This is a genomic window from Bartonella sp. A1379B (assembly GCF_002022485.1).
GTDB classification, from domain to species: domain Bacteria; phylum Pseudomonadota; class Alphaproteobacteria; order Rhizobiales; family Rhizobiaceae; genus Bartonella; species Bartonella rochalimae.
The window spans coordinates 1,414,158-1,436,998 of record NZ_CP019780.1 but is presented as its reverse complement, the minus strand read 5'-3'; the positions used below and the strand labels follow the sequence as shown (position 1 = coordinate 1,436,998).

The window sequence follows — 22,841 nt, the reverse complement described above, 5'->3', positions numbered from 1 at the left end:
TTGCATCTAAAGAACTTTAAAATTTTCTGGTTCGCTTCTCACATCACCATTTAAAATGTTAATACACATTTGTTCCGTAAACTGATGAACATTTAAAATTTTTTTTCATTTAGACAAATATTTGTATTTGCTTGCATTTCTTTTTAATTTCTCCTACCGTTCTGGAAAAATAATTTTGAAAGAACAAAAATGACAGCTCAAGATTATGTTATCAAAGATATCGCACTAGCTGCTTATGGTCGTAAAGAACTTGATATTGCAGAAACGGAAATGCCTGGTTTAATGGCTTGCCGTAAAGAATTTTCTTCCAGTCAACCTTTACGTGGAGCACGTATTTCTGGTTCATTACACATGACCATTCAAACAGGCGTCTTGATTGAAACATTAAAAGCAATTGGTGCTGATATACGATGGAGCTCTAGTAATATTTTTTCTACACAAGATCATGCAGCAGCAGCTATTGCAGCTACGGGAATCCCAGTCTTCGCAATCAAGGGAGAAACACTTGAAGAATATTGGACCTATATTGATGCAATTTTTCAATGGCCTGATGGTAAACTTTCTAATCTTATATTAGATGATGGAGGCGATGCTACTAACTATATTTTAATAGGTAGCTGTGCAGAGGAAAACAAAAACATCCTATCGAATCCTAAAACAGAAGAGGAAGAATTATTTTTCAAACAAATTCAAAAACGTATAGCTCTCACACCGGGATTTTTTACGCGTCAGCGCGCAGCAATCAAAGGTGTAAGCGAAGAGACTACAACGGGAATACACCGCCTTTATCAATTACAGAAAAAAGGACTTTTGTTTTTTCCTGCTATTAATGTCAATGATAGCGTTACAAAATCAAAATTTGATAATAGATACGGATGTAAGGAATCATTAGTCGATGGTATCAGGCGTGGAACGGATGTGATGATAGCAGGTAAAATAGCTATTATCTGTGGTTATGGTGACGTTGGTAAAGGTTCAGCAGCTTCTCTTTCAGGCGCTGGAGCACGTGTAAAAATAACAGAAATTGATCCAATTTGCGCTCTTCAAGCCGCTATGGATGGCTATGAAGTTGTTACTTTGGAAGATGCAGCTTCTAGCGCTGATATTATTATAACAACTACTGGAAATAAAGATGTTGTCCGCTTAGAACATATGCGACAAGTTAAAGATATGTGTATTCTAGGAAATATTGGTCATTTTGACAATGAAATACAAGTATCAGCTCTCAGAAATCTACCATGGACAAATATTAAACCACAAGTTGATATGATTACTTTTCCTGATGGCAAACGCATAATTTTATTATCTGAAGGACGTTTGTTAAATCTTGGTAATGCCACAGGCCATCCTTCTTTTATCATGTCCGCTTCATTTACTAATCAAGTATTAGCGCAGATTGAGCTGTTTATTAATGCAAAAAATTATAAAAATGAAGTAACGTGTTTACCTAAACATCTTGATGAAAAAGTTGCGCGTCTTCATCTTGATCGGCTAAAAATAAAATTAAGCGTTTTATCGGAAGAACAAGCCGCTTATATTGGGGTTCCCTTACAGGGACCTTATAAGCCAGAACATTATCGTTATTAGGATATTGTCTTAGTACAAAGAAAAAAGACGCATTATGCATAGCTTTGGTGACTATACATTCAAAGAAAAAATAAAAAAAATTACTCAAATTTGTGTTGGTGTTTTTTTTCTCTTATTTCTTTTATTTCTAGTATATGCTGTCACTCAAACCTCAGTATTTCATTTGTTTACTTTTTTCGCTTGGCCAAATGAACCATGGCTTATTATACTGATCTTTGGCAGTATTGCTTGCGCGTCATTTCTGATCTGTATCATAGTTATTATAAATACAAAAAGAGCTTTACGGAAATCTTGGATAATGATCCAGGCTCATTTTTCTGAAAAACTCAAACATTATGAATGGCTTCTTGAAGAAACAGGTCAGTGCCTCTTTATTTGGGACAATCCAACAGCCTTACCCCGTATAATTGGTAATATTCCCACATTGCAAAAAGCAGGTATTCATAAAAAAGATTTTCAGCATTTTGAAAAATGGCTTGAAAAAAGCTCTTTGCAGCAACTTGATCAAGCACTCACCCAGCTACGTTGTAACGGTTGCTCTTTTGAATTTTCCGTCACGACTATAACTAAAATATTCTTGCAAGTTACAGGAATTATCGCTGGAACAGCCGCTATTGTGCGGTTTCAAGATATTTCAGCACAACAGAGTGAAAATATCCGATTACAGAAAGAAGCAACCCAAATCCTCACGGAATTGAAAATGCAACGTAATCTTCTTGATCATATTCAAGAACCGGTGTGGATTCGAGATTGTGAAGGGAAAATTTGCTTTACCAACCGCGCTTTTCGGGAAATGACGAATTTTCAAGAAAAGAATAATATTGTTGATCCTTTCAATGAAACAACGCAATGCAAAACAGATGAAACAGAAGCAATTTTTCAAAAGCATATTTATACAGTAGTTAAAGGAGAACGACACCATTTTCATCTCACACGTATCACAACAAAAGAAGGAATGGCAGCCTTTGCGCGTGATGATAGCGCGTATGAAAATCTTGCCAAAGAAATGAAGAGAATTCTTCAAAATCATTGTGAAACACTCGATCAAATTTCAACGGCTGTAGCAATTTTTGATGCCAACCAAAAATTAAAATTTTGCAATCATGCTTTTAAAATTTTATGGCCATTGGAAATCTCTTTTCTAGAAAGTGAACCAAGTCATTCATTGCTTCTAGAACGTTTGCGTGAGAAAGGTTTTATCGGTGAACATCCTGATTGGCATGCGTGGAAAGAAGAGCTTTTTAAAGCTTATCAACAAACAGAATCGAATCAACAAATTTGGAATCTTCCTGATGGACGTACAGTACGTGTCATTTCTAGTCCTCATCCTCAAGGAGGTATTACCTGGCTTTATGAAAATCTTACAGAAAAAATTGATCTTGAACGACGTTATAATACACTCATTAAAATACAAGGTGAAACACTTGACAAACTATCTGAAGGAGTTGTTGTTTTCGGTACTGATGGACGTTTGCGTTTATCAAACCCAGCTTTATCGAAATTGTGGTCGCTCCCTCATAATTTGCCTGTAGAAGGAACGCATATTACCGAATTACAAAACCACTGTTCTGCTTTAACAATAGGAGAAGAATGGAAACAATTTGCACAATTTATTACTGGTTTTGCTGAAAAACGTGATACCTATTCAGGCCGCATAGATTTAAAAAGTGGAATAATAATTGATTATACACTTGCACCTTTACCTAATGGACAAACAATGCTTACATTTGTTAATGTCACTGACACTGTCCATATCGCACGAGCCCTACAAGAAAAGAATGAGGCCTTAGAAAAAGCTGATCGTCTGCGCAATGAATTTGTCCAGCATGTTTCTTATGAATTACGCACACCTCTTACTAATATTATCGGATTTTCTGATATTTTACGTGATCAAATTTTTGGCCCTACCAATGAGCGTCAACAAGAATATCTTGGTTATATTCATTCAGAATCAGGTGTTCTTTTGAATATTGTTAATGATATCCTTGATTTGGCAACTCTTGATGCAGGTATTATGATATTGGATATAAAACCAGTTCACATTGCTGAGGCAATGGCACAAGCAGTCGCACGAGTAGAGGAACGTCTCCATGGACGTCACATCACACTTTCACAAAACATTTTTCCTTCCTTGAAATTTATGTCTGCAGATGCAACACGGTTACATCAGATTTTTGTGAATGTTCTGAATAATGCTATTAATTTTGCAACGGAAAAAAGCATCATTGAATTTTGTGCGAATACACAAGACGATTATATAATCTTCAGTGTTCATAATGAGGGATCTGATATACCAACCGATATTCTTGATCGGATTTTCAAACGTTTTACTTCTCATTCCCATCATGGTGGACGTGCAGGAGCAGGTCTTGGTCTTTCTCTTGTTAAAAGCTTTGTTGAACTCCATGATGGACGCGTTGAAATTTTGACTGGTATGGGTCAAGGGACAACAGTTAAGTGTTTTTTCCCTCATCAAAAAGATACAGGAGTTGTATAACTGTGTTTTTTTGTGTCTTTGTAAAATTTTTCCCATTACTTTTATGGACATTCGAATGAATTTTAGTTTTTTTCTTGAAAACGAAGAAGCAACTATACTTTTTGCACAAGATTTAGCTCTTGCTCTAAAATCCGGTGATCTTGTCACCTTTCAAGGTGACCTTGGAGCAGGCAAATCAACTCTTATACGGGCACTCATCCGTACACTTGCCAATAATTGTACTATGGACATTCCAAGTCCTACTTTCACTCTTGTCCAAAGCTATCAACTTCCACAATTTGAAGTGCTTCACGCTGATCTTTACCGAATTTCGAGCATTGAAGAAATGGATGAGTTAGGACTTCATGAATCACGTAAAGACAATATTTTACTCATTGAATGGCCAGAAAAAGGAGCAGAAGTTTTAGGACCGGTTACTTTCGCTATCACTTTACAATACAAAGGATGTGGACGTCATATCACTCTTGACTCTGCAGAACATGCTACTGAACGCCTGCAACGATCTTTTGCAATTCGTACCTTTTTAATCACACATGGACGTCGTCACATTCAACGTCGCTTTTTAGCTGGTGATGCCTCAGCACGTTCTTATGAACTGTTAGATGATGGAAATCATCAAGAAGTTCTCATGAATGCACCAACTATGCAAATGGCGCAAAATGTAGACTCTTCCTATGTAGAAACAACACATCTTGCAAAAGATATCAGCCAATTTGTAGGAATTAGTCAAATTATTTTAGAGAATGGCTTCTCAGCTCCTCGTATTTTTGCCAAAGATCTTGAAAATGGTATTTTGATTTTAGAAGATTTTGGATGTGAAGGACTTTTAGACCAATCAGGTAATCCTATAGAAGAGCGTTATATTGCTTGTAGTGAATTGCTTGCTACTTTTCATCAAAAGTCATGGCCTTTAAAAAAGAAATTTGCAACATTCCAGCTTCAGATACCCTTCTATGATTGCCAAGCTATGCGAGCAGAACTTTCCTTATTATTGGACTGGTATCTTCCTTTTCAACAGAAAAAAACTTTAAACATAAAACAGCGTGAAACTTTTTTTACCTGCTGGCAACCTTATCTTGATCTTTTAACTCAAGGAGAAAATACCTTTGTTATGCGCGATTATCACTCACCTAATATTCTTTGGCGTGAACATAAAAAGGGTATTGATCGCATTGGTCTCATTGATTTTCAAGATGGTGTAAGTGGACCAACAGTTTATGATCTTGTTTCTTTAGCACAAGATGCCCGTCTTTTTATTCCACCAGAACTTGAAAATAAAATTTTTAATACCTATTGCAGTGTACGTCACCAAGCACCTCGCCCTTTTGATGAAGATGAATTCCGCAAACTTTACGTGCTTGCAGGAACTCAGCGGGTCTCTAAAATTTTAGGAATTTTTGTACGCCTTCACCAACGAGATGGAAAATCATTTTATCTCAAATATCTCCCTTATCTTCAAAATTATCTCATCCGTAATCTTTCACATCCAATTCTTTCTCCCTTACAAAGCCTTTATCAAGAAATGGGACTTTTATCAGAAAGTGAAGCTCTTAACAGAGATATTTTAAACGCTTAATTATTTTATTCCTGAAAAACATCCTCTCTGCAACAATCATTCATGACAATGCGAAGTCATTATGCATTCTTCACATTCACTTTCGCTCAACTTTTTATGAAAATAAACAGAGCTTTTTGGTTTCCCCTTGAATAAAAATTAATATACAGTGAAAAAGAATTAATATAATAATATGGATCACAATGAAGTCAAATGACCCGTACCCCCCGTATATTTTCTATTTCCCCCGGAACTCCTTTTCTGCCTCATTTTGTTGATGCACTTCTCTCTGGAACTCTTATTGATAACTTTGCATCAAATGGGGATATCCAAACCGCTCTTGCTGATACTCTTATTTATGTACCAACGCGCCGCGCTGCTCGTGCATTACGAACAGCTTTTTTCGAAAAAAGCCATACAAAATCTAGCTTTTTGCCTACCATATGTCCCTTGGGAGATATAAATGAAAAAAGTTTTCTTTTTGTTGAAAATAATGAAAATACTTTGCTCAATACTCCCCCTATTGGAGAAAGTGAACGTCTCCTTCTTTTAGCCCGCCTTATTCGCCTTTGGCGTGAAAATTTACCAACTCATCTACGGTCTATGTTTGGCACAGAAGATGTTTTTATTCCTGCCACGACTGCTGATGCAATTTGGCTTGCCCAAGATTTAGCACACTTGATGGATGAAATAGAAACAGAATCCGTAGATTGGTCAAGACTTAAAGAAATTGTACCCGATATGGTTGCCGAATGGTGGCAAATAACCTTAGATTTTCTCACTATTGTAACACAAAGCTGGCCACAAATTTTAAAAGAAAGACAACAATGCAATCCTGCTGAATGGCGTAATCAAGCATTCAAAATGCATGCAGATATTTTATACCGTACACAACCTCATAAAACTATTATCGCTGCTGGTGTAGCAAGCTCTATTCCTACAATTGCAAATCTTTTAAAAGTAATTGCCTGTTTACCAAAAGGAGCTGTGATTCTTCCAGGCCTTGACCTTCAAATGGATGAAATACAATGGAATACCTTAGGTGCATTCAATAAAGAAAAAACAACTTTTAACCCTTCTGACCATATTGCTGCTTTTAGTCATCCTCAATATCATTTAAAAAAACTTTTATCTCTCATGAAATGTCAACGCATTCATGTCCGCGAAATCGGTCAGCAAAGCGCTATAAAAATCCAACGTGCTGCTCTTTTATCGGAAGCATTACGACCAGCTTCCACGACAGATTTATGGGCTCAAATCACACGTGATGATTATGAAAATATTTGTGCAGATTGGTCATTGATTGAAGCTCCCAATGAGCGTGAAGAAGCTTTAGCTATTTCTCTTGCCTTACGCAATGCTATTGAAGATCCTAAAAAAACTGCAGCACTTGTTACAAATGACCGCAATTTAGCACGTCGTGTAGCAGCTGAATTACAAAGATTTGGAATTGAAGCCAATGACTCAGGTGAAATGCCACTTGCACAAACATTACCTGCGACCCTATTACGGCTTCTTTTAGAAAACATTTTTAAACCTGGTGATCCCGTTGCTTTTCTTTCTCTTCTCAAACATCCACTCACAACATTAGAATATAATCATAATTATTTGCGTGAGATGGCTGAGAATTTTGAATTACTTGTCCTTCGAGGAAATGCTTGCCGGATTAATCTTTGTGAATGTGACCAATTTTTTAAAACATGGATGCAAACACATTTTCATAAGGTTTCTAAGAATTATATGCCTGATTTACAAAAGATTGAAGAAGCAAAGTTTCTTTGTCATCTTTTAGTCAAAGCAGTTGACCCTTTAGTGACATTAATAAAACAAGAGAGAGAATGCAGCATCAATGAAGCTGCTATAGCAACTGTTGAAGTTTTTGAAAATTTTGGTCGTGATGCTGATAATTCTCTTGCACATCTTTATCAAAATGAAGCAGGCAAAGCCTTAGCAACTTTTTTGCGTGAATTGGTTAGTGATCAATCAGGATTAAAATTTCATCTTTATGAATGGCCTGCTCTGTTTTCAGCTCTGATGGCCACCCGTTCTGTGAGTCCTTCCCCTGGAGGACATCCACGTTTGTTCATCTGGGGAACTTTGGAATCGCGTTTGCAAACCGTTAATACAGTGGTCATAGGTAGTTTAAATGAGGGATCATGGCCGATAAAAACCCACAATGACGCTTTTTTATCACGGCCAATGAAAATGACTTTAACTCTTGAACCACCAGAACAACGTATTGGCTTTTCGGCTCATGATTTCCAGTGGGCGATGGGAATGGATCAAGTGATTATGAGTCGAGCTACACGCGTCAATCATACTCCTTCTGTTCCATCACGCTGGCTACAACGTTTAGAAACCGTTATAGGCAAACAAGTTTGGAAGCAAATCTGCACACGAGGAGAACTCTTCCTTCATTGGGCAAAAATGCTGGATAATACAAAGAGCATCATCCCTGCGGAACGGCCTTGCCCTGTACCACCACTTGATATGCGTCCACGCCATTTTTCAGTCACAGAAATAGAAACATTACGGCATGATCCTTATGCCATTTATGCAAAAAAAATCTTACGACTCAAACCACTTAAACCACTCATCCATGATCCTTGTTCAGCTGAGCGTGGAACACTTTATCATGCTATTCTTGCTGCCTTTTGCACACAAATAAAAAATCAAAATGCTACTAATATGCTCGAGATATTACTCACCATTGGACGTAAAGAATTTGATAAATTAAATTTACCTCCTGATACTGAAATAATTTGGTGGCTAAATTTTGAAAATCTTGCTCCCTTTCTGATTCAATGGGAACAAAGCCTTGGATCACGAGAACGATATGCTGAAGTTATTGCTCAAAACACCCTCATAGGAGAAACAGGAGTAACTCTTTCAGGACGTGCAGATCGTCTTGATATTTTGCCAGATAAAACAGTTGAAATCATTGATTTTAAAACCAGCACTCCCCCTTCATCGACACAGGTTATTAACTTATTTTCTCCACAATTAGCATTAGAAACAGCTTTATTAATGCAAGGAGCCTTTGTAGATTTTAAGGGTCTTACTCCCTCTAATTTACTTTACATTTCCTTAAAAGGAAAAGGGACAATTAAACCTATAGCCATTATAAATAAAAAAACAAAAGATCAAGAAAACGCAATCTCTCTTGGTAAAAAAGCATGGAAGTATCTTATTTCATTGATCAATTATTATCAGAATCCACAACAAGGTTATCTTTCACATGCAGTTCCCTTAAAAAAATCTTATGAAGGTGACTATGACCATCTAGCTCGATTATTGGAATGGTCTATTGGTTTCGATAAAGCGGATCAATCATGACTCTTTTTTCTATTCCTCAAACAGCTCTTGATACACAAGCAAAAGCCACAGATCCGACAACAAGTGTATGGGTTTCTGCGAATGCAGGATCTGGAAAAACCCATGTTTTAACTGAACGTGTCATCCGCTTACTTTTAAATGGAACACCTCCAGCACGTATTTTATGTCTTACCTATACCAACGCAGCCGCTTCTGTTATGCAATCGCGTATTTTTCGTACACTATCCAATTGGAGTGGGCTTGATGACAAACAGCTTCAAACAATTTTATCAAAGCTTGAAAATAAACCCGTTAATACACAAAAACTTGCCAATGCCCGTCAATTATTTGCCCGCGCTCTTGAAACACCAGGCGGCCTAAAAATTCAAACTTTTCATGCATTTTGTGAATCTTTATTACATCAATTTCCACTAGAAGCGAATATTGCTGGCCATTTTGAACTGTTAGATGATATAAATCGGAAAAAATTATTACAGCAAGCCCGTCGCAAACTTTTAATCCATCGTGATGCACAATTAGCGTTAAAAGAATTATTTAAAATTATCAGTGAAAATACACTCAATCAATTGCTCTATGAAGCAACTCAAAAACAACATGAATTATCTGAGTTCTTACCTTTCATCTTCTCTGAAAATGGAACAGAACAATTCCGTGCATTTTTTAATTTAGCACCGGATGACACAAACCAACGACTGCTCGATAAAATTCAACAAATTGCGGCACTTCCTTCTTACGCAATAAAATATTATCAAACCCATAGCACCCCAAAAAACAAAGATATAATCGAGAAATTTTTACAGTTAGCAACATCATCTGATGAAACAAATATCATCAACCTTGTTTCAAATATTTATTTTGAAAAATCAGGAAAACCACGTGATTTTTCGCGCTTATTTTCTAAAAAATCAGACGAAGTCTGGCCTTTTATCGAAAAAGAAATCGAAGACAAACAAAATCAGCTTCCTCTTCTTTTAGACAAATATCAATGTGTCAAACTTGTTACACTTAACATAGCAGCTTTTCAGCTTTGTGATATTTATCTCAAAATCTATACGGATTTAAAAAAAGCCAATAACCTCTTAGATTTTGACGACCTCATTGAACGTACTCTCTATTTATTGCAGCATAAAGGTGCAAGCCAGTGGGTACAATATAAACTCGACCGTGGAATTGATCATATTTTACTAGATGAAGCACAAGATACCAATCCTAAGCAATGGCAAATTATTCAACTTTTAGCGCAAGAGTTTTTTACAGGTCACAGTCAACGTACAAATACACGTACTGTTTTTGCTGTTGGTGATGAAAAACAATCTATTTATTCTTTTCAAGGAGCTGTACTAGAAAATTTTGCTGAAAATGGCCGAATAATTCAAAAAAAAGTTAAACAAGTTGAACAAAAATTTGAAAAAATACAACTCAATTATTCTTTTCGCTCTACAGCCGATGTCCTTAAAAGCGTTGATCTTGTCTTTGAATCACCCGAAAATTACAAAGGACTTTCAGCAGAACACGTAAAGACAGTCCATGAACCTATCCGTGTTCATAGTCCAGGCGATGTTATTATATGGGATGCCATCTCCAAAAAAACAAACGAATTTCCTGATGATTGGCTCTCAACTGTTGATCATCTCGATACACCCCAAATATGTTTAGCAGAAAAAATTGCCGAAACCATTTCTAATTGGTTGAAAAATGGTGAAATGCTCCCAGCAAAAAAACGTTTACTGCGTGCTGGTGATATTATGGTTTTGGTTCGTAAACGTGATCAATTTGTTCCTGCCCTTTCTCGTGCACTCAAACTCCGTCATGTCCCTGTCGCTGGTGCTGATCGTTTACAATTAACAACCCATATTAGTGTGCGTGATTTAATGGCGCTTGCCCGTTTTGTTTTGCAACCGCAAGATGATCTTTCCCTGGCTTGTGTTTTAAAAAGTCCACTTTTTTCGCTTAGTGAAAACGAACTTTATCAACTTGCCGTTCAACGTACAGGCTCTCTTTGGGAAAGCCTTTCAACTCATTCTTCATCGCATGCCGTTTTTAAAATTATTTTTGAGCGTCTTAACACATATCGAACTTTAGTTGATAAAATGCCCGTTTTTGAATTTTATAGTTATATTCTCAACAACGATAAAGGACGACAGAAAATCATTGCTCGTTTAGGAACTGAAGCAAATGAAGTCCTCGATGCTTTTATAGATCACACACTCACTATTCAAAAAACTGGATTACCAGGATTACAAGCCTTTTTGGAAATATTGAGTATCAATGAACCAGAAATCAAGCGTGAACTTGATCAAAATTGTGAAGAAGTAAGAATTATGACGGTTCACGCTGCAAAAGGGCTTGAAGGAGCAGTTGTCTTTTTGGTCGATCCAGGGAGTGCAATATGGCATCCGCAATATGCACCACACTTTCTTAAATGCTCCTTAGGAGATAAGCAAGTTTTCATCTGGCGCCCAAATGCACAACATCATACAAAACATTTTGACAAAGTGCTTTCACGTTTAAAAGAACGTGCCGAAGAAGAATATAAACGTCTTCTTTATGTGGGTATGACACGCGCCGAAGATCGACTTATTATTTGTGGTTATACGAATCAAAAAGAAACCCCGAATACATGGCTGCAATTAGTAAAGAAAGCTCTTAAACCTCATGCTGTTCCTATAAAAGGTCCTGCAGAAGATATCACAGCTTGGCGTTATTGCATCACCTCTTCCTGTCCAGCACCAGTGTATCAAGAAATATCTTGTGAAACTCACCAAATTTTTCCACCTTTACCTGCGTTTTTTCATAATAAAGTGCCTACAGAATCAACCTTATCAAAACCTCTAAGGCCCTCTGTTGTGGGAATCAATGATACCAAAACTGAATTTTTCCCTCAGAAGGAACGCTTTAGCATCTCACCTGTCTTAGGAGAAAAAAATACCAAGAAAACTTTTTCTATTGAATATGGTAATTTTATTCACCAATTACTGCAACATTTGCCCAATTACCCCCCTACAAAACGCCAAGATTACGCGCAATTCTATTTAAATACAAAAGCTTCTCATTGGCATAAAACCCAAAGAGAAAAAGCCCTTCATCATATTTGGACAATCTTAGATAATCCAGACCTTAAGCCATTTTTTTCTAACCTTTCACATGCTGAAGTTGCGCTCATGGGTATCGTAAAAATTAATGGTAAAGAACAAATGGTTTCTGGTCAAATTGACCGTTTATGTATCACCCATAATAGTGTTTTTTTTGCCGATTTCAAAACTGGTCTTTCACCAGAAAATGATACCGATATTAAGCAACATCATTTATTACAAATGGCACTTTATCAGAAATTGTTGCAAACTATCTATCCTGATAAAAATATGCATGCTCTTCTCATTTATATAAAAAAAGCCAAGATCTTTAAATTGCTTCCTGAAAAACTTGACGCACTTCTTGATGAAATCATCGTATAAAAATAAAAAAGGAAATGTTTTCTAAAAAATCTATTATAATTTATTTTTACAATAACTTAACATAAATAATTCATACTCATTTATAAAAGCAGTAAAGGATAAATCAATGACATGTATAAAAATTGATAGTAGCAATTTTGAAAATGAAGTTCTCACTTCTCCTCTTCCTGTTGTTGTTGATTTTTGGGCAGAGTGGTGTGGTCCTTGCAAAAGCATTGCACCAATCCTTGATGAAATTGCAACAGAAATGCAAAGCCAGATTAAAGTCGCTAAAATTAACATTGATGAAAATCCAGACTTAGCTACGCAATATGGAATAAGATCGATTCCTACTTTATTAATGTTTACAAATGGAAAAGTATCATCCAATAAAGTTGGTGCTACGTCTAAAGGACATCTTGTTGAATGGATTAAAAATAGTCTTGGTTGAATTTCCTCGTGACTCTTTTTCTAAAAGAAAGGAGCTCAAAGTGCTCCTTTTCATTTAAAATTCTCTACGATTGTAAGCTTAAACTACTAAAATTCTTCACAATAAGTCTGTTAATTGTTTTATTTATCCAACTGTTTCCTGTATTATTGATCATAATTTATAATAAATAGTAGATAAGATTATGAGCTTATATTTTCTGAAAAATACGAATTTTGAAAATACACTTTTGTTTTAGTTTACTCTATATCGGCTGTATAAAAACAATTTAAGAAAAAAATCATTTAAAAGATATTGAGTTGTTTATTAAACTTTAAAAATGATAAATACATTGGATAATAGTTGTTATTTTTGATATAACTACAATAGTTAATGTTTCTTTGTTTTTTCAATTTTTACTTAAATTAACTTTTAAGCTGCTCACATCGTAATTGTTTTTTATCTATTATAAATTAAAAAATAAATATATACGTAAATGTCAAAAATCTTTAAAATTACTCTTGATTAAGTAAGTATGTAGATATTTAAAAAATTTACAAATTTCAGCTAAAAAGCTACTATGCCAATAAACTTGATGAACAGCTATTTATTAAGATTATTTTACACTATGAGAAATTGGAATCAACAAATATAGGAAATGATACTGCGATTCTTCAGGAAAAATGGCTAAATATATTTGAGAAAAAATAAGTCCAGCTAAGAATTTTATAGAAAAAACTCAATATTTTTTTTGTTTTAATCTGAAGTCATATTAAAAAAATATCAAACTTTTATATAAAATTTTATCAGATTAATTGAGAATATTTTAAAAAATCTAGCTGTTGAATAAAAAATTCATGCTTTAGTAATGACTAAAAGATCACAATTGAAAGAAAGACTTATTTTGACTAAAATAATATTTCTTTTGTAAACAATTAAAAAAATTACCTTATATATTACTTCGGCCTTTATTAAACTTTGCTAATGTAAAGAAATTTTTTAAAAAATAAAAAAGTAAGCGAGATTAAGATGTTGAAAAAAATTTTTACTGTTGTATGCACTATGATTATGACTGTTGTTGGTTCGGCTTGGGCACAAACACCAAATCGTTTACAACAATTTGAAGCCTGGGGAGCTTATTCTTATAAAGCACCAGATAATATGATTTGTTATATATTATCAGTTCCTTTAAAGGCAGATCCAACAACTGTTAAACACGGTGATAATTTCTTTTTGGTAACCAAACGTTCTAATTCTCCTGTTTCGTTTGAACCACAATTTATGGCTGGTTATCCACTTAAAGAGGGATCAAAAGTTACTGTCACTATTAAAGATAAAAATTTTGACTTTTTTACAAAAGATTCATCTGCTTGGTTAACATCATCAGGAATGGAAAAACAGCTTGTTGCTGCTATGCGTTCAGGAGCGGACATGACAGTGAGAGCTACCTCAAAACGAGGAACTCACACTACCTATACTTACTCTTTAAAGGGAGTGAAAGCTGCGTTAAATATGGCACAAAAATGTCACTAAATATTTATAATTCTAAAATAGCTGATAAAATGGAAAACCATGGCCATTTCACATGACCTTAAATCTATTGAAACATATCAAATATTAAAAGCAAAGAATACTATAGTAACGAAACAATCTAAATTACCTTTAATTGGCTTATCACACGATGAAATAGCACAGGCTTTACAGGCAATTGGTGTTCCAGAACATCAAACGCAAATGCGTGTACGTCAAATTTGGCATTGGCTTTATGTGCGTGGAGTTTCTCATTTTGATGAAATGTTAAATATTTCTAAGCCAATGCGGGAGATGCTCAAAGAGCATTTTTCTATTGCGCGTCCAGAAATTGTTGCAGAACAAATATCACAAGATGGTACTCGTAAATGGCTTTTACGATTTCCAGCTTCTGGAGCTGGGAAACCTGTTGAAATTGAAACGGTTTATATCCCTGAAGAAGCGCGTGGTACTTTGTGTATTTCATCTCAGGTAGGATGCACATTAACGTGTTCTTTTTGTCATACGGGAACACAAAAACTTGTTCGTAATCTAACAGTTGAAGAAATTTTAGTGCAATTATTGGTTGCCCGTGATTGTTTAGGTGATTTTCCTGATAAGAAGACACCTGATGGCGCAATTATCCCAATTGAAGGACGTAAAATTACTAATGTTGTTATGATGGGTATGGGTGAACCGCTTTATAATTTTGAAGCAGTTAAAAAAGCTTTATTAATTGCTTCCGATGGAAATGGGCTTTCTTTATCGAAACGTCGTATTACTCTTTCAACGAGTGGAGTAATTCCTGGAATTATACGAACAGGAAAAGAAATTGGCGTTATGTTAGCAATTTCGCTCCACGCAGTACATGATACATTGCGAGATATTCTTGTTCCAATTAATAAAAAATACCCCCTTGCTTTGTTAATGGAAGCTTGCCGTAATTATCCTGGCCTTTCAAATGCTAAGAGAATTACATTTGAATATGTTATGCTGAAAAATGTAAATGATAGTTTAGACGATGCGAGAAAATTAATTCAATTGCTTAAAGGTATTCCTGCTAAAATCAATTTGATTCCTTTTAATCCATGGCCTGGAAGTAATTATCAATGTTCTGATTGGGAACAAATCGAACGTTTCGCTGATATCATTAATAAAGCAGGTTATGCCTCACCTATTCGCATGCCACGTGGACGTGATATTTTGGCCGCATGTGGGCAGCTTAAATCAGCTTCAAAGCGTTTAGCTAAATCTGAACGGATAAGACTTGAAAATATAATTGGTAATGAATAAACTAGGTCTTTCAAGATAAGTTGAGAGTAGAGCAAAACTAATAAAATTTCTGCAATGAATCAATCAAGAAAACGATCGCAAAAAGAGTGATCAGAAAATTTTTAAATATTTGCTTATCATAAAACTATAGAAATTATAATGAACAAAGAAATATTTAAAAATCCTTAAAACTGGTCATTTATGTAGTCATACGATCATGAGCATTAATCAATCATTGTAAGAACATTATGTTAAAAAGAGTACTTTAGGATTACTGGTTAAATAGTTGCATTTAAGACTATGGCGTTCTGAAAATATTAAGTGTTGACGCAAAGCCTGAAAAGCAAATCATAAAAGTGCGTGATAATATAAAATAAATGCCGATAGATCAATGGCTATAGCCATAGCTTAGAGAATAAAACCTGTTGCACAGACGAAAGCGCACATAATTGCAGCTTATTTACTTTATGTAATGGTACATTCTAATGAGAGTATAATATTAAATCGTAAAGTGAAAGAAAAAATAACGTTGCTAGAATGCGTTAAAAACAATAGACCATTTGGATAAAAATGACATACTAATTTCTTTTATGCTTAGAAATAAGGAGCGTAACTTATATCTTTTATCGATTTTCTCTTTATAGTTTTTTATTTTTTTGCATCTTTTTTATGTTGTTTTTAAAAATTTATTTTCATTCCTTGCATGGCTTTGATTTCTGAGTAAAAGATAAAGGGAGAAAATAATAATAAGAGCTTAAAAATGAAAAAATGGAAAGAGATTAAAAAAGTTGTTTTAGCTTATTCAGGGGGACTGGACACATCAATCATTCTCAAATGGTTGCAAAGTGAACTAGGAGCTGAAGTTGTAACCTTTACAGCAGATTTAGGTCAAGGAGAAGAACTGGAGCTTGCACGTCGTAAAGCTGAAATGCTTGGCGTTAAAGAAATTTATATTGAAGATTTACGGGAAGAATTTGTGCGTGATTTTGTATTCCCGATGTTTCGAGCAAATGCGGTTTATGAAGGAGCTTATCTTTTAGGAACATCGATTGCTCGCCCACTTATTTCAAAACGTCTCGTTGAAATTGCCCAAAAAACCAATGCAGATGCTATCGCTCATGGAGCAACGGGAAAAGGCAATGATCAAGTACGCTTCGAACTTTCTGCTTATGCTCTTAATCCTGATATTAAAATTATTGCTCCTTGGCGTGATTGGAATTTTAAAAGTCGAACAGATTTGATTGAATTTGCGCATGCGCATCAAATTCCTGTAGAGAAAGATAAACAAGGTGAAGCACCTTTTTCAGTAGATGCAAATTTATTGCATTCTTCATCAGAAGGAAAGATTTTAGAAGATCCAGCAGTTTCTGCTCCTGAATATGTGCATATGCGTACTCTTTCTCCAGAAGCTGCTCCAGATCAAGCAACTATAATTACAATTGGTTTTAAAAAAGGAGATGCTATTTCAATTAATGGAAAAGTTTTATCTCCCGCAGATTTGTTAACTCAATTAAATAGCTATGGGTGTAAAAATGGTATTGGCCGATTAGATTTGGTAGAAAATCGCTTTGTGGGTATGAAATCGCGTGGTATTTATGAAACACCAGGAGGAACTATTCTTTTAACTGCTCACCGAGCAATGGAATCCTTAACACTGGATCGTGGTGCAGCTCACCTGAAAGATGAATTAATGCCACGTTATGCAGAACTTATTTATTACGGTTTTTGGTTTTCACCTGAGCGTAAAATGTTACAAGCAGCGATTGATTTATCTCAAGAAAATGTTGAAGGGGAAGTAACACTAAAACTTTATAAAGGAAATGTAATTGTTGAAGGACGTCAAAGTGAAAAATCACTTTATTCTGATAAGTTGGTGACTTTTGAGAATGACCAAGGTGCTTATGATCAAAAAGATGCAGCAGGTTTTATTAAATTGAATGCATTGCGTTTACGAACATTAGCAGCCCGTTCCTCGAAATTATAAAACTCCATAAACCCATCTTGATAAAATTCATAAAAAAGGTTTTTATATAAAAACCTTTAATTCCGTATTTTCTTTATCTTATTTTTTAGTAAATGTGTCATTATCCAATTTTTAGTTTGATGCCAAAGGATTCATGATCTTTAATATAATAGAAAACTAAGATAATGGTAACTAAAACATCAATAATTCAAATGAATAAATCATGTTTATAATACTTTAAGTTACATAAGATAAGAAAGCTATAACTGAAAATAAGGTATGTATTGATCATGATAAAGGAAAAATGAGAAGATTTTTTCTGCTTTTAGATGACTATTATTGACGAAAAAGTTTAACAATCATACATCTTGTCATTAAGTAATTTATTTTTGGGATAAGGATGATGCACAATCCGTATGGTACCTATAACTTTTCACCTGAACTAAGAGATTCAGCTGCTCAATCAAAAGCTTGGCCGTTTGAAGAAGCCCGTAAAATTATCAAACGCTATGAAAAAATTGGCTACCCAGAGCATATCTTATTTGAAACAGGTTATGGACCGTCTGGCTTGCCACATATTGGAACTTTTGGGGAAGTTGCACGTACAACTATGGTACGTCATGCATTTCATATTCTTACCGAAAACAAAATTAAAACAAAACTTCTTTGTTTTTCTGATGATATGGATGGTTTGCGCAAAGTTCCTGATAATGTGCCTAATCGAAAAAAAATGGAAGACTATCTTGGTCAACCGCTTAGCCGTATCCCCGATCCTTTTGGAGATGATTATCCTTCTTTTGGAGCTGCTAATAATGCACGTTTGCGTACTTTCCTTGACCGTTTTGGTTTCAACTATGAATTTGCTAGTGCTACCGATTATTATCATTCTGGTCGTTTTGATGAAACACTTCTAAGAATACTGTCCTGTTATGATAAGGTTATGGAGCTCATTCTACCAACATTGGGTAAAGAACGACAAGAAACTTATTCACTTTTTCTGCCTATTTCTCCACTTTCTGGAAAAGTATTACAGGTCCCAATGATTGCTCGAAATGTTGAGAAAGGAACTGTAACCTATATCGAACCTGAAACAGGTGAGCCCATTGAAACAGAAATTACAGGTGGAAAAGTTAAGTGTCAGTGGAAAGTGGATTGGGCAATGCGCTGGACTGCACTCGGAATTGATTACGAAATGGCGGGAAAAGATCTTATCGATTCAACAAATCTTTCTTCTAAAATTTGCAAAATTCTTGGTGGCCAGCCTCCTGAGGGATTTAATTATGAGCTTTTTTTGGATGATAAGGGACAAAAAATTTCCAAATCTAAAGGAAATGGTTTGACTATTGATGAGTGGTTAACTTATGCACCAACAGAAAGTTTAGGACTCTATATGTTCTTAAAACCAAGAACAGCAAAACGGCTTTATTTTGATGTTATTCCAAAAACTGTTGATGAGTATTACGCACATCTTTCAGCATATGAGCATCAGCAATGGAAAGAGCGTCTTAATAATCCCGTATGGCATATTCATCATGGATGTCCTCCTCAGGTCAATTTGCCTGTTTCTTTTGCTATGCTGTTGAATTTGGTCAGTGCTTCTAATGCTGAAAATAAAGACGTTCTTTGGGGATTTATTTCTCGTTATGCTAAAGGAGCTAATGCGCAAATATATCCGATGCTTGACCAGTTAGTACAGTTTGCTCTTAAATATTTTGAGACATTCGTAAAACCAAATAAAAAATTTCGTACAGCTGATGAAAATGAACGCTCAGTATTGATTCAAATTGATACAAAATTAGCGAGTTTGCCGAAAACTGTTGATGGAAATACTCTTCAAAATGCACTTCTTGATGTTGCACGCTTAACCGAATGCTATCAAGACCATAGCAAAAAAAATCCAGAAGGGGGGCCTGGTGTTTCAAGTGTTTTTTTTCAAATGCTTTATGAAGTACTCTTAGGACAAGAACGAGGACCACGGTTTGGATCATTTATAGCACTGTATGGAATTGATGAGACACGTGCACTCATTGCTACAGCACTTGCCCGATCGGTAGAAAAATAATGGAACGTAGAGCACAAGAAGTAAAACGACGGCGTACATTTGCAATCATCGCGCATCCTGATGCCGGAAAGACAACCTTAACAGAAAAGTTGTTATTATTTGGTGGTGCTATTCAGTTGGCTGGTGAGGTGAAAGCAAAAAAAGACCGTATTCAAACCCGTTCTGATTGGATGAATATTGAACGCGACCGTGGTATTTCTGTTGTTACATCCGTAATGACATTTGAATATGAAAATCATATTTTTAATTTGTTAGATACCCCAGGTCATGAGGATTTTTCGGATGACACATATCGTACTTTAACAGCCGTTGATAGTGCAATTATGGTACTCGATGGAGCACGCGGAATTGAGCCAAGAACACTCAAACTGTTTGAAGTATGCCGAATGCGTGATATCCCTATTGTCACTTTTGTTAACAAAATGGACCGTGAAGCCCGTGATCCCTTAGAAATTTTAGACGAAATTGAAGAAAAACTTGCGCTTGATACTGCTCCAATCACTTGGCCTATTGGTATAGGAAAGAATTTTACTGGCACTTTTGATCTTCATAATAATTGTTTTCGCCAGCAAGACCATGAAGTTATTTCACAAACGATTTCTGATCTTCGCGAAATTGCAAATTTGCTTCCTGAAAATCAACAAACACTCTTTATTGAAGGAGTAGAGCTTGCTCGCAGTGCTTGCAAGAAATTTAATCTTAAAGCTTTCTATGAAGGGTATATGACACCTGTTTATTTCGGTTCAGCTTTACGAAATTTTGGTGTCCGTGATTTGATTAATGCCCTGATTGATTTTGGTCCAAGCCCTCGTGATCAGGTAGCCGATCAACGAAATGTAGTGGCTACTGAACCCAAAATGACCGGTTTTGTCTTTAAAATTCAAGCTAATATGGATCCTAATCATCGTGATCGTATTGCATTTTTGCGGGTGTGTTCAGGAACACTTGAACGCGGTATGAAAACGAAGTTAGTACGAACAGGAAAATCAATGACACTCTCAGCACCGCAGTTTTTCTTTGCGCGTTCACGTCAAATTGCTGATCAAGTGTATGCTGGTGATATAGTAGGTATTCCGAACCACGGAACTTTGCGTATTGGAGATACCTTGACTGAAGGAGAAGATATTCTCTTTAAAGGCCTACCAAATTTTGCACCAGAAATTTTACGTCGCGTTCACTTAGGTGACCCGATGAAAGCAAAAAAACTAAAAGAGGCTTTGCATCAAATGGCTGAAGAGGGAGTCGTACAGTTATTTATCCCTTATGATGGTTCCCCAGCTCTTATTGGTGTTATTGGTGCTTTGCAAATTGATGTTTTAACAGAACGACTTAAAGTAGAATATTCTCTACCTGTGAGTTTTGAATCATCGCGTTTTAACGTATGTCGTTGGATTTCTGCAGAAAGTAAAGAAGAACTTCAAAATTTTCTTACTCATCATCGATCCGCTATTGCGCATGATTTAGACAGTGATCCAGTTTTTTTAGCAGAAAATCATTTTTCGTTAAATTATGAAGCAGAAAGAGCTCCGAAAATAAAATTTGTCGCTTTTAAAGATTATCAGATACGCTCTAAATAAAAAAGGATCTTTAATTTTAAAAAAGAAATTATTATAAATAAAAACATTAAAATGAACTATGATTCTTTTGTAAGTTTAAAAATTTTATAGTGAATTAGACTATTCTTTTTCTAATCGTCACGAAATACTTATATATATCATATGACAATAATTTTTAAACTTGAATATTCTATAGAAATGGAAAAACTAAAGAGAAAACTGCTCTCCCAAATAAATTTCACGAACATCAGCATTATTGATAATGTCGTTCGGACAACCATGAACTAGCACTTTTCCTGCGTGAATAATATAAGCACGATCAACAAGCTCCAATGTTTCACGCACATTATGATCCGTTACTAAAACGCCAATACCACGTTGAGTTAAATGACGAACAAGCTGTTTAATATCAGAAATAGCGATGGGATCAATTCCTGCAAAAGGTTCATCAAGCAACATAAAGTTGGGGCGAGAAGCTAAAGCGCGTGCAATTTCAAGACGCCTACGTTCACCTCCCGATAAAGAAAGAGCGGGCATTTTTCGTAAATGATCAATTTTGAATTCGTGCAAAAGGGCATCCAACTCTTCATGGCGTTTAAAGCGATCTTTTTGAATTACTTCCAAAACAGCCTTAATATTATCTTCTACTGAGAGACCACGAAAAATTGAAGCTTCTTGCGGTAAATATCCAATCCCTAAACGAGCACGCCGATACATTGGCAAATGGGTAATATCAAACCCATCAATCTCTATTGAACCACCATCGGATTTTACTAAACCTGTAACCATATAAAAGCAGGTCGTTTTGCCAGCACCATTAGGACCCAAAATACCGACAGTTTCTCCAGCATGAATATTAAAAGAAACACGATCAACAACCTGTCTTCCTCGATAAACTTTAACTAAATTATGAGCAACTAAAGTCCTATTTGAGGTTTTTTTTAAAACCCTACTCGTAAGGTTGTGTTCAATCGTCTTTTTTTCTCTTTTGATTCCAAACATGAAATCTTAACGACCATTCTTTGAGCTTGATTTTAAAATAATCGAAACACGATTCTTTTTTCCAGGAGTCTTACATCCTTCAAGAGAAGCTTTTCCAGTTTTCATATTCGCTGTTAATATGCATCCTTGAGCGACATTATCGCCATCAGTCAACACAACATTATTACCTGTTAAGATTATCATATTCGATTGTCCATCAAAAATAGCTTTATCACCCGTAGCAGTTTGTTTTGCCGTTTTTATATAAACCTCACCTAAGGCTTCTACTTTTTGAATATCTGTCGAACCAATCTTTTCAGGAAAAATCAATTGTTTCCTCAACTGATTTATACCACCTGTTATATGTGCTTTATTATAATAAATAACTAATTTTGACGTTCGTAAAAGTCGTTCGCCCTGCATCACTGAAACATCGCCATTAAAAACAGCAATGCCTTCCTTATCACGTATTTCTAAAGAATCTGCGTGAAGTTCCATTGGCTCTTGCCCATTTAACCCATCGATTCCAAAATGAGTGACTGCAGCATATCCATTAATTGATCCCAATATCGCTAGACTTAAAGTTAAGAGACTTACCTGTTCTTTACACGATTTTTTTGTCTTCATTCTTAATTTTTTTTCTCGTATAAATGTACATACGC

Annotated in this window: 13 protein-coding genes; 11 read left to right on the top strand and 2 right to left on the bottom strand. The window is 35.4% G+C overall.

Going from position 1 to position 22,841, the window contains the following annotated elements; translation table 11 throughout:
* The first annotated feature begins 189 nt into the window (after positions 1-189).
* The 11 genes from ahcY to BA1379B_RS06190 all read left to right on the top strand — a co-directional run bounded on the left by ahcY (position 190) and on the right by BA1379B_RS06190 (position 21,219).
* Positions 190-1,587: an adenosylhomocysteinase gene (gene ahcY / locus BA1379B_RS06240; protein ID WP_035006382.1), complete on the top strand. Its 1,398-nt coding sequence runs from the start codon at positions 190-192 to the stop codon at positions 1,585-1,587.
* Positions 1,588-1,621: 34 nt separating this feature from the next.
* Positions 1,622-4,084 (top strand): PAS domain-containing sensor histidine kinase, encoded by a 2,463-nt coding sequence (locus BA1379B_RS06235; RefSeq protein WP_078692516.1) that lies wholly within the window; start codon positions 1,622-1,624, stop codon positions 4,082-4,084.
* Between the two features lie 55 nt (positions 4,085-4,139).
* Complete coding sequence (tsaE, locus tag BA1379B_RS06230; RefSeq protein ID WP_078692515.1) at positions 4,140-5,660, top strand: tRNA (adenosine(37)-N6)-threonylcarbamoyltransferase complex ATPase subunit type 1 TsaE; 1,521 nt, start codon at positions 4,140-4,142, stop codon at positions 5,658-5,660.
* A 192-nt stretch (positions 5,661-5,852) separates the two neighbouring features.
* On the top strand, positions 5,853-8,975 hold the full coding sequence (gene addB / locus BA1379B_RS06225) for a double-strand break repair protein AddB (RefSeq protein WP_078692514.1): 3,123 nt from the start codon (positions 5,853-5,855) through the stop codon (positions 8,973-8,975).
* Complete coding sequence (addA, locus tag BA1379B_RS06220) at positions 8,972-12,430, top strand: double-strand break repair helicase AddA (RefSeq protein ID WP_078692513.1); 3,459 nt, start codon at positions 8,972-8,974, stop codon at positions 12,428-12,430. The genes addB and addA overlap by 4 nt, the downstream gene beginning before the upstream one ends.
* 106 nt (positions 12,431-12,536) lie before the next feature.
* The gene (gene trxA / locus BA1379B_RS06215; protein WP_078673449.1) at positions 12,537-12,860 is read left to right on the top strand and encodes a thioredoxin; all 324 of its coding nucleotides are present in this window, start codon (positions 12,537-12,539) and stop codon (positions 12,858-12,860) included.
* A 1,005-nt stretch (positions 12,861-13,865) separates the two neighbouring features.
* Entirely contained in the window at positions 13,866-14,369 is a 504-nt protein-coding gene (locus BA1379B_RS06210; RefSeq protein ID WP_035006391.1) for an invasion associated locus B family protein, read from the top strand.
* A 39-nt stretch (positions 14,370-14,408) separates the two neighbouring features.
* Entirely contained in the window at positions 14,409-15,638 is a 1,230-nt protein-coding gene (rlmN, locus tag BA1379B_RS06205) for a 23S rRNA (adenine(2503)-C(2))-methyltransferase RlmN (protein ID WP_035006392.1), read from the top strand.
* A 739-nt stretch (positions 15,639-16,377) separates the two neighbouring features.
* A complete protein-coding gene (locus tag BA1379B_RS06200; RefSeq protein WP_078673446.1) occupies positions 16,378-17,601 on the top strand; it encodes an argininosuccinate synthase in 1,224 nt (407 codons plus the stop codon).
* Between the two features lie 382 nt (positions 17,602-17,983).
* On the top strand, positions 17,984-19,642 hold the full coding sequence (locus tag BA1379B_RS06195; RefSeq protein ID WP_371441554.1) for a lysine--tRNA ligase: 1,659 nt from the start codon (positions 17,984-17,986) through the stop codon (positions 19,640-19,642).
* Positions 19,642-21,219 (top strand): peptide chain release factor 3, encoded by a 1,578-nt coding sequence (locus BA1379B_RS06190; protein WP_078673445.1) that lies wholly within the window; start codon positions 19,642-19,644, stop codon positions 21,217-21,219. Before BA1379B_RS06195 ends, BA1379B_RS06190 begins: the two co-directional genes overlap by 1 nt.
* A gap of 186 nt (positions 21,220-21,405) precedes the next feature.
* Here BA1379B_RS06190 and lptB read toward each other — a convergent pair whose 3' ends face one another.
* Both lptB and BA1379B_RS06180 read right to left on the bottom strand, forming a co-directional pair.
* Complete coding sequence (lptB, locus tag BA1379B_RS06185) at positions 21,406-22,200, bottom strand: LPS export ABC transporter ATP-binding protein (protein WP_035006396.1); 795 nt, start codon at positions 22,198-22,200, stop codon at positions 21,406-21,408.
* A gap of 6 nt (positions 22,201-22,206) precedes the next feature.
* Positions 22,207-22,806: an LptA/OstA family protein gene (locus BA1379B_RS06180; RefSeq protein WP_078673444.1), complete on the bottom strand. Its 600-nt coding sequence runs from the start codon at positions 22,804-22,806 to the stop codon at positions 22,207-22,209.
* Positions 22,807-22,841: the final 35 nt, after the last annotated feature.